The sequence below is a fragment of the Tomitella gaofuii genome, assembly GCF_014126825.1.
GTDB lineage: Bacteria > Actinomycetota > Actinomycetes > Mycobacteriales > Mycobacteriaceae > Tomitella > Tomitella gaofuii.
The window spans coordinates 2,648,408-2,664,535 of sequence record NZ_CP059900.1; the positions used below are offsets into that span (position 1 = coordinate 2,648,408).

Annotated in this window: 16 protein-coding genes and 1 pseudogene; 6 read left to right on the plus strand and 11 right to left on the minus strand. The window is 71.4% G+C overall.

Features of this window, described 5'->3' with window-relative positions; genetic code table 11:
• Positions 1–6 precede the first annotated feature (6 nt).
• The 4 genes and pseudogenes from H4F70_RS21190 to H4F70_RS12315 form a co-directional block, all read left to right on the plus strand.
• A pseudogene (locus tag H4F70_RS21190) lies at positions 7–561 on the plus strand (galactokinase family protein); the annotation flags it as partial.
• 278 nt (positions 562–839) lie between these two features.
• Positions 840–1,232, plus strand: a complete 393-nt coding sequence (locus tag H4F70_RS20610; protein WP_235681079.1) for a hypothetical protein — start codon at positions 840–842, stop codon at positions 1,230–1,232.
• 247 nt (positions 1,233–1,479) lie between these two features.
• On the plus strand, positions 1,480–2,022 hold the full coding sequence (locus H4F70_RS20615) for a hypothetical protein (RefSeq protein ID WP_235681080.1): 543 nt from the start codon (positions 1,480–1,482) through the stop codon (positions 2,020–2,022).
• Positions 2,019–2,639, plus strand: coding sequence for an RES family NAD+ phosphorylase (locus tag H4F70_RS12315; protein ID WP_235681081.1), 621 nt, complete (start codon positions 2,019–2,021; stop codon positions 2,637–2,639). Before H4F70_RS20615 ends, H4F70_RS12315 begins: the two co-directional genes overlap by 4 nt.
• Before the next feature lie 72 nt (positions 2,640–2,711).
• Here H4F70_RS12315 and H4F70_RS12320 read toward each other — a convergent pair whose 3' ends face one another.
• The 5 genes from H4F70_RS12320 to dxr all read right to left on the minus strand — a co-directional run bounded on the left by H4F70_RS12320 (position 2,712) and on the right by dxr (position 9,283).
• Positions 2,712–4,553 (minus strand): penicillin-binding transpeptidase domain-containing protein, encoded by a 1,842-nt coding sequence (locus H4F70_RS12320; RefSeq protein ID WP_182357407.1) that lies wholly within the window; start codon positions 4,551–4,553, stop codon positions 2,712–2,714.
• 54 nt (positions 4,554–4,607) lie between these two features.
• Positions 4,608–5,444, minus strand: coding sequence for a GNAT family N-acetyltransferase (locus H4F70_RS12325; RefSeq protein WP_182349106.1), 837 nt, complete (start codon positions 5,442–5,444; stop codon positions 4,608–4,610).
• A gap of 131 nt (positions 5,445–5,575) precedes the next feature.
• On the minus strand, positions 5,576–6,748 hold the full coding sequence (ispG, locus tag H4F70_RS12330; RefSeq protein WP_182357408.1) for a flavodoxin-dependent (E)-4-hydroxy-3-methylbut-2-enyl-diphosphate synthase: 1,173 nt from the start codon (positions 6,746–6,748) through the stop codon (positions 5,576–5,578).
• A gap of 159 nt (positions 6,749–6,907) precedes the next feature.
• Positions 6,908–8,119, minus strand: a complete 1,212-nt coding sequence (locus tag H4F70_RS12335; protein WP_182357409.1) for a M50 family metallopeptidase — start codon at positions 8,117–8,119, stop codon at positions 6,908–6,910.
• 6 nt (positions 8,120–8,125) lie between these two features.
• Positions 8,126–9,283, minus strand: a complete 1,158-nt coding sequence (gene dxr, locus H4F70_RS12340) for a 1-deoxy-D-xylulose-5-phosphate reductoisomerase (protein WP_182357410.1) — start codon at positions 9,281–9,283, stop codon at positions 8,126–8,128.
• A 154-nt stretch (positions 9,284–9,437) separates the two neighbouring features.
• Here dxr and H4F70_RS20620 point away from each other — a divergent pair, with 154 nt between their 5' ends.
• A complete protein-coding gene (locus H4F70_RS20620) occupies positions 9,438–9,716 on the plus strand; it encodes a DUF2631 domain-containing protein (protein WP_235681082.1) in 279 nt (92 codons plus the stop codon).
• A gap of 64 nt (positions 9,717–9,780) precedes the next feature.
• On the opposite strand, the gene rlmN is transcribed toward H4F70_RS20620, so the two are convergent.
• Entirely contained in the window at positions 9,781–10,989 is a 1,209-nt protein-coding gene (rlmN, locus tag H4F70_RS12350) for a dual-specificity RNA methyltransferase RlmN (RefSeq protein ID WP_182357412.1), read from the minus strand.
• A gap of 116 nt (positions 10,990–11,105) precedes the next feature.
• Here rlmN and H4F70_RS12355 point away from each other — a divergent pair, with 116 nt between their 5' ends.
• Complete coding sequence (locus H4F70_RS12355) at positions 11,106–11,528, plus strand: LapA family protein (RefSeq protein WP_182357413.1); 423 nt, start codon at positions 11,106–11,108, stop codon at positions 11,526–11,528.
• 13 nt (positions 11,529–11,541) lie between these two features.
• Here the strand turns inward: H4F70_RS12355 and H4F70_RS12360 are convergent, their stop codons facing one another.
• The 5 genes from H4F70_RS12360 to rpsB form a co-directional block, all read right to left on the minus strand.
• Positions 11,542–12,441, minus strand: a complete 900-nt coding sequence (locus tag H4F70_RS12360; RefSeq protein ID WP_182349099.1) for a phosphatidate cytidylyltransferase — start codon at positions 12,439–12,441, stop codon at positions 11,542–11,544.
• Positions 12,442–12,501: 60 nt separating this feature from the next.
• Positions 12,502–13,059, minus strand: a complete 558-nt coding sequence (frr, locus tag H4F70_RS12365) for a ribosome recycling factor (RefSeq protein ID WP_182357414.1) — start codon at positions 13,057–13,059, stop codon at positions 12,502–12,504.
• 119 nt (positions 13,060–13,178) lie between these two features.
• Positions 13,179–13,898 (minus strand): UMP kinase, encoded by a 720-nt coding sequence (gene pyrH, locus H4F70_RS12370; protein WP_182349097.1) that lies wholly within the window; start codon positions 13,896–13,898, stop codon positions 13,179–13,181.
• Positions 13,899–14,033: 135 nt separating this feature from the next.
• Positions 14,034–14,858: a translation elongation factor Ts gene (gene tsf / locus H4F70_RS12375; RefSeq protein WP_182357415.1), complete on the minus strand. Its 825-nt coding sequence runs from the start codon at positions 14,856–14,858 to the stop codon at positions 14,034–14,036.
• A gap of 50 nt (positions 14,859–14,908) precedes the next feature.
• On the minus strand, positions 14,909–15,778 hold the full coding sequence (gene rpsB, locus H4F70_RS12380) for a 30S ribosomal protein S2 (protein WP_182349095.1): 870 nt from the start codon (positions 15,776–15,778) through the stop codon (positions 14,909–14,911).
• Positions 15,779–16,128: the final 350 nt, after the last annotated feature.

Sequence of the window (16,128 nt, forward strand, 5' to 3'; positions counted from 1 at the left end):
GGCGCGATGACGACGGAACCGCGGTCCGCCGCCGAGGGGGCGCGGCGCGCCGACGCGCTGTTCCGCCGGGTGTTCGGCGGTACGCCCCGCGGCGTCTGGTCCGCGCCCGGCCGGGTGAACCTGATCGGCGAGCACACCGACCACAACGGCGGGCTGTGCCTGCCGATCGCCCTCGGACACCGCACCTACGTGGCGCTGCGTGCCCGCGCAGACGGCGCGGTGCGCGTCGTCTCCGCCCAGCACCCGCACGACGGGCCCGCGACGCTCTCCTCCCCGGTCACGCCGGGACGCGCGGCCGCCGTGACCGGCTGGCCGGCCTACATTTTCGGCGTCGCCTCCCTGCTGCGCGCGCACCTGGGCGCAGCCGATCCGGCCGCAGCCGTGCCGGGCGCAGCCGTGCCGGGCGCGGACATCGCCATCGACTCGTGCGTGCCGCAGGGCGCCGGACTGAGCTCGTCGGCGGCCCTGGAATGCGCGGTGGCGTGTGCGCTGGCGGCCGTGGCGGGCGCGGACATCGGCGATCCGCACCTGCGCAGTGTCCTGGTCGACGTAACCCGGGCCGCAGAGAACGACGTGGTCGGGGTGCCGTCGGGCGCGATGGACCAGTCGGCCGCGCTGCTGGCGGCCGCCGGGCACGCGCTGCTGCTCGACGCCGCCGACGGAACCGCGACGCCGGTCCCCTTCGACACCGCGGCGATGGGCGCGTCCCTGCTGATCGTCGACACCCGCACGGCGCACGCCCTCGTCGAGGGCGGCTACGCGACCCGCCGCGCCGAATGCGCCGCCGCGGAGCGGGCCCTGGGGGTGCGCACGCTGAGCGGGGCGGACGATGCCGACGTGTGGGGCTCGCCGACCCGCTCCTGCGGGCCCGTGCGCGGCACGTGCTCACCGAGAACGCCCGGGTGCGCGCGTTCGTCGAAGAGCTGGCGGCGCCGGTGCCCGCGCCGCAGCGGCTCGGCGCCCTGCTCGACGCTTCGCACGCCTCTCTGCGCGACGACTTCGCCGTCTCCACCGACGAACTCGACTGTGCGGCGGACGCGGCGCGGGAGGCCGGAGCGTTCGGCGCCCGCATGGTGGGCGCGGGGTTCGGCGGCGCGGTGCTGGCACTCGTGCCCGCGGACGGCGCGGCGCGCATCGCCGAACGGATCACAGACGCCTTCCGCGCGGCCGGCCTGCCCGACCCCGCCTGCTACCCGGCGCACCCCTCGGCACCGGCCCGCAGCGAGCGTTGAACGGCGGTGCCCGCGCGGCCCAGCGGTGCCACGGATCCCTGGGAGCCGCCCCGGCCTCACCGGATCTGAATCAGTGCGGGTGACACGCGCGAATGGACATCTGCGCATCGCGGTCGGCCCCTGCCCGATCAGCCGCGGTCGACGCAACGCGTATCGGACGTTTGCGGTCCCGAGCACGGTTGACATGGTTGCCGCCACGGATCCAAACTAGGTTGACAAGGTTGACGCACGGGGGAGGCAAGGACACGTGGACACCATCGAACACGGCCCGCACAAGCAGACGGCCGACGAGTTCAAACGCGAACTGCGCCGGTACGTCGACGAGCGCATCGACGCGCTCCAGATCCCCACGGAGCACATCGACCTCCTCGACGCTCGGGCCGTCGCCGGCCATATGATCGCCTCGATACCCGCCCTGCACCTGCACCCGTACGACGAGGCCGCAGGCCCCTTCTACGACTCCGCAGGACTCGAGAAGTGGCTCGGCGTCAGCCGACAGGCCATCAACAAGAGGGTGCACAGCGGCACACTCATTTCCGCCCGGCTCGGCGGCGGCAAGCACGTGTATCCGGCATGGCAGTTCATGCCGAACGGGCAGGTGTACCCGGCGCTGCTGCCTGCGTGGCTGCTGCTGCGGAAGCACAGCGACGCGTGGACCGCGATCTTGTGGCTTTCCGCAGACGATCCCGAGCTGGACGGGCACAGCGCCGCCGACTGGCTGACCAGCGACCGCGACCCGGAACCGGTCTATGCCGCAGCCCGTGCCGACGTCGCCCGGTGGTCCGCGTGAGCCGCGACCAACCGGCGATCGAATCCCCACGGGGCCGGAACCTGGCCGGATTTCCCTGTGCCCGGATCAACACGGACGTCACCGTTTGGCGAGGCCACAATCGCCATCGCGGCCCCTGGTGGTTCTCCTCCGCAGGCGGACGTTTCGACTTGCCCGCACCGCATGGCACCTGCTACCTGGCTTATGACGAGCAGACCGCGGTCCGCGAGACCATCGGCGACAAGCTCGCCGCCCACCAGGTCATCACAGCCGAATTCGCGGCCGGACGGGTCGTCTCCGCTCTGCGGCTACCGCACCCGTTCTCAACTGCAGACACCTGCCACACGGATGCCGCCGGATACGGGCTTACGCGGGAACTGTGCACCATCACCCCCTACGACATCCCCCGAAAGTGGGCCGCCGCGTTCCGCGAGGCCGGCTACGGCGGTATCCAGTACCAAACCCGATTCACGACCGGTGCTGGGCCCAACGCCGCCGCAACCTTCGGAACCGCGGGGGAGGCGAACTGGGGCGCCGACCCCGCGCCCGCATCATTCTCGCGCGCCGCCCGGCGAGCCGGCATCGCCGTCGCAACCGTACCCGGCCGCGTCCGCATCACCATGCCGCCCGGGGCCTGAACGTCGGGAGGATGCTCCGACCTCCTCGCATCAAGAACGACCTCAGAGGCTACGACCACCCCGCATCGCCGGTCAGGCCATGTACCCGTCGGGCAGGCCCAGGAACATCTCGCGCACCACCGCGACGGCGTTGTCGGAACTGCCGCCGCCCACGATCAGCGACGCGAACGCGATGTCGCCGCGGTACCCGGCGAACCAGGCGTGCGACCCGCCCTCGTACTCGGCCTCTCCAGTCTTGCCGTACACCTCCCCCTGGTCGGCGATGCGCGATCCGGTGCCGCTGGTGACCACCTGACGCATCATCAGCCGCAGTCCGTCCACCATCTCGGGGGTGATCGGTTCTCCGGCGTCCTCCACCGTGGTGGGGTGCCCGCTGATGAGCTGCGGCACCGGCGTGGAGCCGTGGGCCACCGTCGCCGCCGCCAGCGCCATGCCGAAGGGGGTCACCAGATCGCGGCCCTGGCCGAAGCCGTCCTCGCTGCGCTGGACGATGTCCGCGGCGGGCTGGATCCGGCCGGTCAGCGTTGTGATGCCGTCGATGCCGTAGTTCACGCCGATGCCGTACATCGCGGCGGCGTCCGGCAGCGCATCGGCCTGCATGCGGCTCGCCAACTCGGCGAAGGTGGTGTTGCAGCTGGCCGCGAAAGCGGTGCGCATCGGCACCGTGCCCAGCGCGAAGTGCGCATAGTTGGGGATGGTGCGCGTCCCGATCGTCACCTCTCCCGGGCACGCGAGCATGGTCTGGGGCGTCGCCAGCCCCTCCTCGATGGCGGCGCCCGCGGTGACGATCTTGAAGGTGGAGCCCGGCGGGTACAGGCCCTGCAGCGCGATGGGCCCCTTCGCGTCGGCCGCATCGTTCTGCGCCACCGCGAGGATCTGGCCCGTGGACGGCTGGATCGCCACGAGCACCGCCGGCTTGTCGGTGATCCCGACCGCCGTCTGCGCGGCGATCTGCACCGACTTGTCCAGGCCCACGCGGACCGCGGGCGCGGGCACGGGGGCGGTCTCGGTGAGCACGTCCACCACCGCACCGTCGCGGTTGACGCTCACCACCCGCCAGCCCGGCGTGCCGTAGACGTCGTCGCGCACCACCGATTCCAGGTTGCCGACCACGTCGTTGGCCAGCAGCGGGTCCGTAGGGATCAGGTCCGGCTGCTCGGACAGCGCCACCCCCGGCAGCGCCTCCAGTTGCGGCCGCAGCGCATCGGCCTCGTCGGACGTCAGGCGCGTGATCGCGTAGTTCCCGTCCAGCGAGGACGCCTGCTCCGCGATGGACTGGGCCGACACCGACGGGTCGGCGGGCTTGAGCAGGCGTTCCAGCGCGGACGCCGTCGCCCCCAGCGCACGGCCTGCCTCCGTCGCGGACACCAGCACCTGCACGCTGATCCCCGGTTCCAGCACCGGCGCGCCGTCGTGCCCGATCACCGGCGCGCGCGGCGCCGCGATGGTGCGCAACGACATGGTCTGATCGCCGCCCAGCCCCGGGTTGACGGCGGCGGGAGTCCACCGCACCGCCCAGTCGCCCTGTGTGCGCACCAGGGGCAGCGTGCCCGTATACCGCCAGACCCGCCCCTGGGGCAGCGTCCACTCGTAGGTGTATTCGGCCCGCGCCGTCGCCCCCTCGGTACGCACCGCCCCGATGGAGGCGGTCATCGACTCGGCCTGCAGTCCGTCCCACGCCGCCGCGAGTCCCGCGCGCGCGTCGTCGGGCGCGTCGGTCTGCGCCGCGGCACGATCGACGTCGTCGTCCGCGAAGCCCGCCGCGAAGTCCCGGGCCGCCGAGCCCGCCGTCTCCGGACCGTCCGCGCACGCCACCGACCCCAGCAGTACCAGTACGGACGCGGCGCACGCCCCGGCCAGCCGGACACGCAACACCCGTCGGGGGCCGGCCGTCCGGCAGTGGTGAACAGTCATCGCGGCAATGATAAGTCGCCGCGCGGCGCCGCACCGATCCGCCGCCGCGCGCCGTCAGTCGATGAGGACCGTCGCGAACGTCGCCACCTGTCGGAATCCGATCCGGGCGTAGGAGGCCCGGGCGGGCGCGTTGAAGGAGTTGACGTACAGGCTGGGCGTGCGGCCGGCCGCACGCAACTCCGCGCACACCGTCGCAGTGCCCCGCGTGCCCAGTCCGCGCGCGCGTTCGCCGGGCCGCACCCACACGCCCTGGATCTGCCCCACCCGGTCCGAGTACGAGCCCACCTCGGCCTTGAACAGCACCCGCCCGTCGGCGATGCGCGCCCAGGCGCGGCCCGCGCGGATCGTGGCGGCGACGCGCTCCCGGTAGCCCTGGCCGCCGTCGTGCAGCCGCGGGTCGATGCCGACCTCCTCGATGAACATGGCGACGGCGGCCTCCAGGTACGGCGCGAGGTCGTCCATCGTCACCCGCCGCACCTCGGGGTCCGGCATCACCGCCGGGGCCCCGTCGAGCGCGAGCAGCGGCTGGTCGGAACGGACCTCGCGCGCAGGACCCCAGCGCGGCTCGAGCACCGCCCACATGGGGATGGCCAGCTCGCTGCGCCCCACCAGCGAGGTGCACAGGCGCGGCCCGCGCAGCGCCCGGTCCGCGAAGGCCTCGACATCGTGGCGGGTGCCGGCGAGCGGCACGAGGTTGCCGCCGGAGAAGCACAGTGCCCGCTCCGGGCCGCCCCGGGTCCACATCTCGCCGCCGAGGGCACTGCGCCCGAGGCCACGCTGTTGCACCCGCGCGGCGATCATGCATGCCGCCACCGGGTCCGCGCCGAGGGCGCGCACGACCGCATCACGTTCCCGCGTCCCCAGCACCCTGGTCCCCAGCAGCTTCAGCACCGGCCCACTCCGCCGCTCGCGTGCGGGCCGCCCGTCCGTTCGGACGGCCCCGTCCTGTCAACATTGCCACGCGCGGAGTCGATCCGCCCGCAAACCCCGCCCTGACGTCGCGGTAAGGCGACGCGGTGCGCTCAGGACACCGTGACCGACGGTCCGGTGCCCGCCGCTGTGCCGTCCTCAGCGCCGTCGCCCATCTCCTCGGCGATGCGCATGGCCTCCTCGATGAGCGTCTCGACGATCTGCGCCTCCGGCACCGTCTTGATCACCTTGCCCTTGACGAAGATCTGGCCCTTGCCGTTGCCGGACGCCACGCCCAGGTCGGCCTCGCGCGCCTCGCCGGGGCCGTTGACGACGCACCCCATCACGGCGACGCGCAGCGGCACCTCCATGCCTTCCAGGCCCGCCGTGACCTCGTCGGCGAGCTTGTAGACGTCCACCTGCGCGCGCCCGCAGGACGGGCACGAGACGATCTCGAGCTTGCGGGGGCGCAGGCCCAGCGACTGCAGGATCTGCGTGCCCACCTTGACCTCTTCGACCGGCGGGGCGGACAACGACACCCGGATCGTGTCGCCGATCCCCTGCGACAGCAGGGCGCCGAAGGCGACTGCCGACTTGATGGTGCCCTGGAACGCCGGGCCCGCCTCGGTGACGCCCAGGTGCAGCGGGTAGTCGCACTGCTCGGCCAACTGCCGGTAGGCCTCGACCATCACCACCGGGTCGTTGTGCTTGACCGAGATCTTGATGTCGTGGAAGCCGTGCTCGGCGAACAGCCCGGCCTCCCACAGCGCCGATTCCACCAGCGCCTCCGGCGTCGCCTTGCCGTACTTCTTGAGCAGACGCGGGTCCAGCGACCCCGCGTTGACACCGATGCGGATGGGGACGCCGGCGTCCCCCGCCGCCCGCGCCACCTCGCCGACGCGGCCGTCGAACTCCTTGATGTTGCCGGGGTTGACGCGGACCGCCGCGCACCCGGCGTCGATGGCGGCGAAGATGTAGCGCGGCTGGAAGTGGATGTCGGCGATGACCGGGATCTGGCTCTTGCGGGCGATCGCCTCGAGCGCGTCCGCGTCCTCCTGCCGCGGGCACGCCACCCGGACGATGTCGCACCCCGACGCCGTCAGCTGGGCGATCTGCTGCAACGTGGTGTTGACCTCGTGCGTCTTGGTGGTGGTCATCGACTGCACGGACACCGGGAAGTCGCTGCCCACGCCCACGCTGCCCACGTGCAGCTGGCGCGTCTTGCGGCGCGGAGCCAGGACCGCGGCCGGCCCGGTCGGCATTCCGAGACCCACGGGGCTCGTCACAACTATCATCCTCTCGAAGGTGAGCACCTGCGCTCCGGCTTGATCCGCCGGGGCTCTGCTCCGATTGTCCTCCACTGCGGCCGCCGGCTCCACGGTCGCCCGTGATGGTGACGTTCGCCACGTCCCGCGGCACGCTCGGCGCCGCAGGGTGCGGGCCGCTCAGAACACCCGGATCGGGTTGACGATGTCCGCCGTCACCGTCAACAGCATGAACCCGCCGAGCACCACCGCTATCGCCAGGGTGACGGGCATGAGCTTCATGTAGTCGACCGGAGCGCCCGCCGCCTTGCCCCGCATCCTGCGCACGGCGTCGCGGATCTTCTCGTAGATGACCACGGCGATGTGGCCGCCGTCGAACGGCAGCAGCGGCAGCACGTTGAGCAGCGCGAGGAAGAAGTTCAGCTGCGCCAGCAGAAAGACGAAAGCCTGCCACATATCACGTTCGACGAACTCGCCGCCGAGCCTGCTCGCCCCGACGACGCTCATCGGGGTCTCGTCGCTGCGGTGCCCGCCGAAGATCGACTCGACCAGGTTGGGCACGCGCGAGGGGAAGTCCAGCAGCGCGTTCCAACTGAGCACGGCGATCTCGCCGGTGAACTCGAGCGACCCGGGCACCGCGGTGAGCGCGTTGAAGTGCTCCAGCCCCGCCACCGACCGCCCGGCGCCGATCGCACCGACGGTCTCGCTGCGCTGCGCGCCGGTCGCGGGGTCGGTGACCTGCCGCTGCACCTGCTCGACCTGCACGGGGATCGTCAGCGTCTCGCCGCTGCGCTCGACGACGAACGGCACCGTGCCGGAGCTGTCCCGCACGGCGGCGACGAGGTCCGGCCAGGTCTCCACGGCGGTGCCGTCGATCTTCTTCACGACATCGCCGGATTCGAGCCCGGCCTGCTGCGCCGGCCCGGTGCCCGTGCAAGGCACCAGGGTGCCGTCGGCCCGCTGCTCCGGCGACGAGCACGACAACGTGCCCAGCTTCGTCTGCGGGGCGTCGATCTGCGGCAGCCCCGAGCCCAGCGCCAGCCCGTAGATGAGTACGAGGCCGATGAGGATGTTCATCACCACGCCGGCGAGCATCACGACGATCCGCTTCCACGCCGGGAAGCGGAACATGGCCCGGTCCGCCTCGTCGGGCGCGAGCTCGTCCATCGCCGTCATGCCTGCGATGTCGCAGAACCCGCCCGCCGGCACCGCCTTGAGCCCGTACTCCGTCTCCCCCCTGCGGAAGGAGAACACCTTGGGGCCGAAGCCGATGAAGTAGCGGCGGACCTTCATCCCGAACAACTTGGCCGCGCCGAGATGCCCGAACTCGTGCAGCGCGATCGAGACGCCGATGCCGAAGGCGAACAGGATCACGCCCAGTACGAAATCCACTGCCCGTCAGCCCTCCTGCCCGACCAGCGCGGCGGCGCGCCCACGCGCCCACTGCTCCGCGGCCAGCACCTCGTCGACGCCGGCCGGATCGGCCGCCCACCGGTCGCCCTCCGCGAGCACCTCGGCCACCGTGCCCACGATCCGCGGGAACCGTATGCGGCCGGCCAGGAACGCCGTGGCGGCCTCCTCGTTGGCCGCGTTGAACACGGCCGGCATGCACCCGCCCGCCATGCCCGCGCTGCGCGCCAACTCCACCGCGGGGAACACCGCGGCGTCGAGCGGCTCGAACTCCCAGGTGGACGCGACGGTGAAGTCGCACGCCCGCGCCGCGCCGGCGATGCGCTCGGGCCAGCCCAGCGCCAATGCGATCGGCAGGCGCATGTCCGGCGGGCAGGCCTGCGCAATCGTCGAGCCGTCGTGGAAGGTCACCATCGAGTGCACCACCGACTGCGGGTGCACGGTGACCGCGATCCGGTCGTAGGGCACGCCGAAGAGCATGTGGGCCTCGAGCAGCTCGAGGCCCTTGTTGACCATCGTCGCAGAATTGAGGGTGTTCATCGGGCCCATCGACCACGTGGGGTGCGCCCCGGCCTGCTCGGGTGTGACGTCCGCCAGCTGCTCCGCCGTCCAGCCGCGGAAGGGGCCGCCCGACGCCGTGAGCACCAGGGCCGCCACCTCGTCCGCGCGGCCCGCACGCAGGCACTGCGCCAACGCGGAATGCTCGGAATCGACCGGCACGATCTGCCCCACCGCCGCGGCGGCCAGCACCAGCGGGCCGCCGGCGATGAGCGACTCCTTGTTCGCCAGCGCCAGGCGCGCACCCGTCTCCAGGGCCGCGAGCGTGGGCCGCAGCCCCAGCGAACCGACGAGGCCGTTGAGAACCACGTCGGCCTCCACGGAGCGCACCAGATCCTCCGCCGCCGACGGACCCGACCGGACGGGGAAGCCCACGACATCGGCCAGGCGGGCCGCCGCTGCGGGGTCGGCCACGGCCACCTCGCGCGCCCCGGTGGCGCGGATCTGCCGGGCCAGCAGCTCGACGTCGGCGCCGCCGGCGGCGAGGCCCACCACCTCGAGCCGTTCCGCGGCCGCGGAGATCACCTGAAGTGCCTGGGTGCCGATGGAACCGGTGCTCCCCAGGAGCAGTACACGCGTTCTCGTCACCGCACCATTGTTCCCGACGCCCCGACCCGCGGCCACCTCCGGGCCCGGCGCACACTCCCCGCAGGCCGGCCCCGCTGTTTACGACCCCGTGTCGTATCCGGCCCCGGAATGTGCCAGGATTGGGGCCGACACAGTGACACCAGGAGGTTCGGCCGTGGCCACACAGCAGCAGGTGCATCCCTCCCTCGAGAAGGCCATCGAGGAATCCCGCATCGACCCCGCGGACGAGCCGTCGGTCGGCTGGGGCTGGCACGGCCAGGCCACCAAGACCTTCCGTATCGCCGGCTGGTTCTTCGCGCTGTTCCTGCTCCTGATGATCTTCAACAACATCGAGACGGCGACGGCCATCATCTACCTGTGCGTCTCCGCTGCGGTGGTCGTCGGTTTCCTGCTGATCGACATCTACACGCGGCACAACCGCTGGAACCGCTGACCGGTCTCTGACACCGTGCAGGACCGGCCCCGGAGCATCCGGGGCCGGTCCTGTCTCTTCTGCTCTACCTCTCCGTCGCGGCGAGCTGGCCGCACGCGGCCGCGATCTCCTGGCCGCGCGTGTCGCGCACAGTGCAAGAGACACCCGCCGCACGCACCCGCCGCACGAACTCGCGCTCGACCGGTTTGGGGGCCGCGTCCCATTCGCTGCCCGGAGTGGGGTTAAGCGGGATGAGGTTCACGTGCACGAGCGACCCGAGCGCGGCGCGGAGCTTCTTGCCCAGCAGATCTGCGCGCCACGGCTGGTCGTTGACGTCGCGGATCAGCGCGTACTCGATGGACACACGGCGTCCGGTGCGGTCCGCGTAGTACCGGGCCGCGTCGAGCACCTCCGCCACCGACCACCGATTGTTTACCGGGACGAGGGTGTCGCGCAGCTCGTCGTCCGGGGTGTGCAGGGACACGGCCAGCGTCACCGACAGGCCCTCGTCCGCGAGCTTGCGGATCGCCGGGGCCAGCCCCACCGTCGACACCGTCACCGACCGTTGCGACAGCCCGAAGCCGTCCGGCGCGGGGTCGGTGATCCGCCGGACCGCGGCCACCACCCGCTTGTAGTTGGCCAGCGGCTCCCCCATGCCCATGAACACGATGTTCGAGAGCCTGCCCGGACCGCCGTGCACCTCGCCGTCGCGCATCGCCGCCGCGGCCGCACGGACCTGATCGACGATCTCCGCCGTGGACAGGTTCCGGTCGAGGCCGCCCTGCCCCGTCGCGCAGAACGGGCAGGCCATCCCGCACCCAGCCTGGCTGGAGATGCACAGCGTCGCGCGGTCCGGGTACCGCATCAGCACGCTCTCGAGCAGGGTGCCGTCGCCCGCCCGCCACAGGGTCTTGCGCGTGGTGCCGTCGTCGCAGGCGATGTGCCGCACCGCGGTGAGCAGCGGCGGGAACAGGGCCTCCGACACCGATTCGCGCATCGCCGCCGGCAGATCCGTCATCTCGGCCGGGTCCGCGACGAGCCGACCGTAGTATTGGCGGGCCACCTGATCCGCACGGAACTTCGGCAGACCCAGCTCCCCCATCGCCGCCCGGCGACCCTCTGCGTCCAGATCCGCCAGGTGCGTCGGCGGAAGCCCGCGCCGCGGCGCCGAGAACACCAGGCGGACGGGCGTGCTGGCGCCCGCCGCTCCGGGACTGTCCGTCGTCGGCTCCGCCGGCCCCGGGGCGGCGGACTGCGCGTCCTGCGTGGATGGATGCTGCGTACGACCGGCCATGATCACCGATTGTCCCAGATCGCCGGCGGAATCGCCGCCCCGCCCCGTCTGACGCCCGACCCGCCCGGTGCGCCGAGAACCGTGCGCGCGGTGCCGCTGTGGGGGATCATCGGGGCATGAGCACCGACGACCAGTACGGCACACCGCCCACGCCGTCGACGGGTACCGACACTCCCCCCGCCGGCGCCGACGCCACGCCGTCCGCGGCGCACACGAGCCCCGCAGGCGCAAGCGCGACCGCCGCCACCACCGCGTCGGGTTCGACCAAGCAGGGACGCAAGCGCGTCGACCTGGCGAAGAATTCGCGCACCGCCCGCGCCTGGTCGGCGTGGATCGTCGGCGCGATCATCCTGATCTTCCTGCTCGTCTTCATCATCCAGAACTCCGACTCCACCCCGGTGCAGATCTTCGGGTGGGAGTTCTCGCTGCCACTGGGGGTGACGATCCTGCTCGCCGCGATCGGCGGGGCGCTCATCACCGCACTGATCGGCGCCGCGCGGATGCTCCAGATGCGCCGGGCGGCGCGCAAACAGCGCTAGACGCCACCGACGATCAGAACGCGAGTCCCAGCACCACCCACACGGCGACCGCCGACGGCAGCGCCGAATCGAGCCGGTCCATGATCCCGCCGTGTCCGGGCAGCAGCGCACCCATGTCCTTGATGCCCAGGTCCCGCTTGAACTGCGATTCCACCAAGTCGCCGAGCGTCGACGTCACCACGATGACGGCCCCGAGGATCGCCCCGACCCACCAGGCCTCGCCCAGGATCAACGTCACGGTGAGCACGCCCCCGACGACGCCGAAGAGCAGCGATCCGCCCAGCCCCTCCCACGACTTCTTGGGGCTGATCGCCGGGACCATCGGATGCTTGCCCAGCAGGACTCCGGCGGCGTATCCGCCCACATCGGAGCACACCACGCCGATCATCAGGCAGAACACCTTGCCGGCGCCGTTGTCGCCGTCGAGCACCAGCAGCGCGCCGATCGACGCGAACAGCGGTATCCAGGCGGCGACGAAGACGCCGACGGCCATGTCGCGCGTGTAGTTCCGGGGGGTCGCGTCCAGGCCGGCGCTCACCAGCCGCCAGATCATGATGACCAGCACGGTCACGGCGAATGCGCCGAACGTCGCGGACGCGCCGTACGGCCAGGTCAACCAGATCATCGCCTGGCCGCCGATCAGCAGCGGCACCAGCGGCACGTCTATTCCGCCCTGGCGCAGCCGTGCGCACACCTCCCAGGTGGCGATCGCGGCGGCGACGGCGACGACGGCCACCCAGGCGGTGGGCGCGAACAGCAGCACGCAGATGACGAGCGCGCCGAGCGCGACCCCGACGCCGATCGCCGCGGGCAGATTGCGCCCCGCCTTCGACGGCGGCTTGTCCGGCTGCTGCTGGGTGGCTTCGCCGCCTGCCGTCACTGGGCCTCCTGGTGTGGTCTGGTAGTCACGCATGTCGTCGAACCGCCCCGCGCACGGCGCACCGACGGCGGGACCGCCCGGCGCCCGCGCCGGTCAGACCTCCAGAAGTTCGGATTCCTTGTTCTTGACCATCTCGTCGATCTGGCCGACGTACCGGCCCGTCGTCTTGTCGAGTTCCTTCTCGGCGCGGGTGACATCGTCCTCGCCGGCGTCGCCGTCCTTCTGGATCCGGTTGAGCTCGTCCATCGCCTTGCGGCGCACGTTGCGCACCGCCACCCGGGCCTCCTCGGCCTTGGCCTTGGCCTGCTTGACGAACTCGCGACGGCGCTCCTCGGTGAGCTGGGGAACCGACACCCGGATGATCGTGCCGTCGTCGGTGGGGTTCACGCCCAGGTCCGAGTTGCGGATGGCCGTCTCGATCGTGCCGAGCATCGACACCTCGTACGGCTTGATGACGACCATGCGCGGCTCCGGCACCGAGATGCTGGCGACCTGGGTGATCGGGGTCGGGCTTCCGTAGTATTCGACGACGACCCGGGAGAACATGCCGGGGTTCGCCCGGCCGGTGCGGATGGAGCCGAGATCATCCCGGGCGACCTCGATCGCCTTCTCCATCTTCTCCTCGGCCTCGAAGAGAGTTTCGTCGATCACGGCATTCCTCCGTCGGTTATGGGTCTGCGCCGGGCGCCGGCCGGCACTGTCACTGCGCCGGCCTACGGTGTCCGTCCGGCAAAACTATCGCGCCCCGGCCATGCCGGGGGTATCGGCGGTCACGAACGCACCAATGTACCGATCTTCTCACCTGACACGGCCCGCGCGATATTGCCTTCCGTCAGGAGATTGAACACCAGCAGCGGCATGGCGTTGTCCATGCACAGGCTGAACGCCGTCGCATCCGCGACCTTGAGGCCGCGCACGAGCGCCTCCTCGTGGGTGATCTCGTCGTACATCGTCGCGTCGGGGTCCTGACGCGGGTCCGCCGAGTACACCCCGTCGACGGACTTGGCCAGCATCACCACCTCCGCGCCCACCTCGAGCGCACGCTGCGCAGCGGTGGTGTCGGTGGAGAAGTAGGGCATCCCCATGCCGGCGCCGAAGATCACGACCCGCCCTTTCTCCAGGTGGCGGACGGCCCGGCGTGGGATATACGGCTCGGCCACCTGCCCCATCGTGATGCCGGTCTGCACGCGGGTGTCGATGCCCCGCTTCTCCAGGAAATCCTGCAGGGCGAGCGAGTTCATCACCGTGCCGAGCATGCCCATGTAGTCCGAGCGCGACCGTTCGAGACCGCGCTGCTGCAGCTCGGCGCCGCGGAAGAAGTTGCCGCCGCCGATCACCACGGCCACCTGCACGCCGTCGCGCACGATCTCGGCGATCTGCGTGGCCACGGCCTCGACCACATCGGGGTCCAGGCCCACGCGCCCGCCGCCGAACATCTCGCCGCCGAGCTTGAGAAGCACGCGGCGGTAGCCGTTGGGGTTGTTCGCCATGCTCAGTCCTGACTTCTTCCCGGCCCCACGGACCTTCGAATGCGCAATCCCACCGGATACGCCGGGACGGGACCGTCCACGGGCCACTTGGGCCCGGGACGGTCCCGCCGGCGCATCGTCATCGGCCCCAGCCGATCAGGCCTGCCCCACCTCGAAGCGGTGGAAGGCCGTGACCTCCGCGCCCGACTCCGCGAGCACGGCCTTGACGGTCTTCTTCGAGTCCGACACGGACGGCTGCTCGAGCAGCACGACGTCCTTGAAGAACCCGTTCACCCGGCCCTCGATGATCTTGGGCATCGCCTGCTCGGGCTTGCCCTCCTCGCGGGCCGTCTCCTCGGCGATCCGACGCTCCTTGGCGACGGTCTCCTCGGGCACCTCGTCACGGGAGGTGTACTTGGCCTTCATGGCCGCCACCTGCATCGCGGCACCGCGCGCGGCCTCCGCCGCGGCATCGCCCTCGCCGGTGTATTGCACGACGACACCCACAGCCGGCGGCAGGTCGGTGCTGCGGCGGTGCATGTACACGGCCACCTGCCCGTCCAGGGAGGCGACGCGGCGCAGCTCGAGCTTCTCGCCCAGCTTGGCCGACATGGCCTGGACGACCTCGCCGACGGTGCTGCCGTCCAGCGGCAGCGCCTCGAGGGCGGCGACGTCGGCCGGACGCGCCTCCGCAGCGGCAGCGACGATCTTGTCCGCCAGCTCCTGGAACTGCTCGTTCTTGGCGACGAAGTCGGTCTCGCTGTTGAGCTCGATCAGCACGCCGCCCTTTTCGGCGACGAGCCCCTCGGCCGTGGCGCGCTCGGCACGCTTGCCCACGTCCTTGGCGCCCTTGATGCGCAGGAACTCGACGGCCTTGTCGAAGTCGCCGCCGTTCTCCTCCAGAGCCTTCTTGCAGTCCATCATTCCGGAGCCGGTGAGCTCCCGGAGCCGCTTGACGTCAGCGGCGGTGTAGTTCGCCATCGAGGCGAGCCTCCTCGGTGATTGGGCCCTCGGCCGGGCCGTGCGGGTCTCTACTGCTGGGCGTCGGCCGGGGCCTGCGCCGCCTCTTCGGCGGGCTTGCCGGCCTCGGCGGCGGGAGCGGACTCCTCGGCGGCGGGAGCCTTCTCTGCATCACCGGAGAGCAGCTCCTGCTCCCACTCCGGCAGCGGCTCGCCGGCTGCGGCCTCCGGCTTGTCGTCGCCGGCATTGCGGGCGGCGCGCGACTGCACGCCATCGGCCGCGGCCGTGGCGACGACCTTGGTCAGCAGCGCGGCGCTGCGGATGGCGTCGTCGTTGCCCGGGATAGGGTAGTCGACCAGGTCCGGATCGCAGTTGGTGTCGAGGATGGCGACGACCGGGATGTTGAGCTTGCGCGCCTCGGAGACCGCGAGGTGCTCCTTGTTGGTGTCCACGATCCACACGGCGGACGGGATCTTCGCCATGTCGCGGATGCCGCCGAGCGTGCGCTCGAGCTTGTTCTTCTCACGCGTGAGCATGAGGATTTCCTTCTTGGTGCGCCCCTCGAAGCCGCCGGTCTGCTCCATCGTCTCGAGCTCCTTGAGGCGCTGGAGGCGACGGTGCACCGTCTGGAAGTTGGTGAGCATGCCGCCGAGCCAACGCTGGTTGACGTACGGCATGCCGACGCGGGTGGCCTCCGCGGCGATGGACTCCTGCGCCTGCTTCTTGGTGCCGACGAACAGGATGGTGCCGCCGTGGGCGACGGTCTCCTTGACGAACTCGTACGCCTTGTCGATGTACGTCAGCGTCTGCTGCAGGTCGATGATGTAGATGCCGTTGCGGTCGGTGAAGATGAACCGACGCATCTTGGGGTTCCACCGGCGGGTCTGGTGCCCGAAGTGGGCGCCGCTGTCGAGCAGCTGCCTCATAGTCACTACGGCCATGGTGATGCCATTCCTTTGTTCACGGTTGCCGCGGCGACCGGCCGGTCGCCGCCCTGGCGCCCGCGGATCCACCGAACCCGCATCGGACGGACCTGGGATCCGTCCGCGCTGCGGGACCGTCGGCGGTCCTGGTACCGGCACCGGAGTGCCGGGGGTGCGGACGCGCGAAGTCAATCCGCCCGGGGACGGATCGCCGGTCCAGTGTACGTCGTCGGCGCCCCGGCAAGAAACCGAGTCCGCCCGGGCGCCGGTTGTCAACCGATCCGGTGTTCGATGGGGACGGCGGCCCGGTTGTCCACAGCCGCGCCCGGCGACGCCGCCGCGCTGCGCCCGCACCGTCGACACTGGGC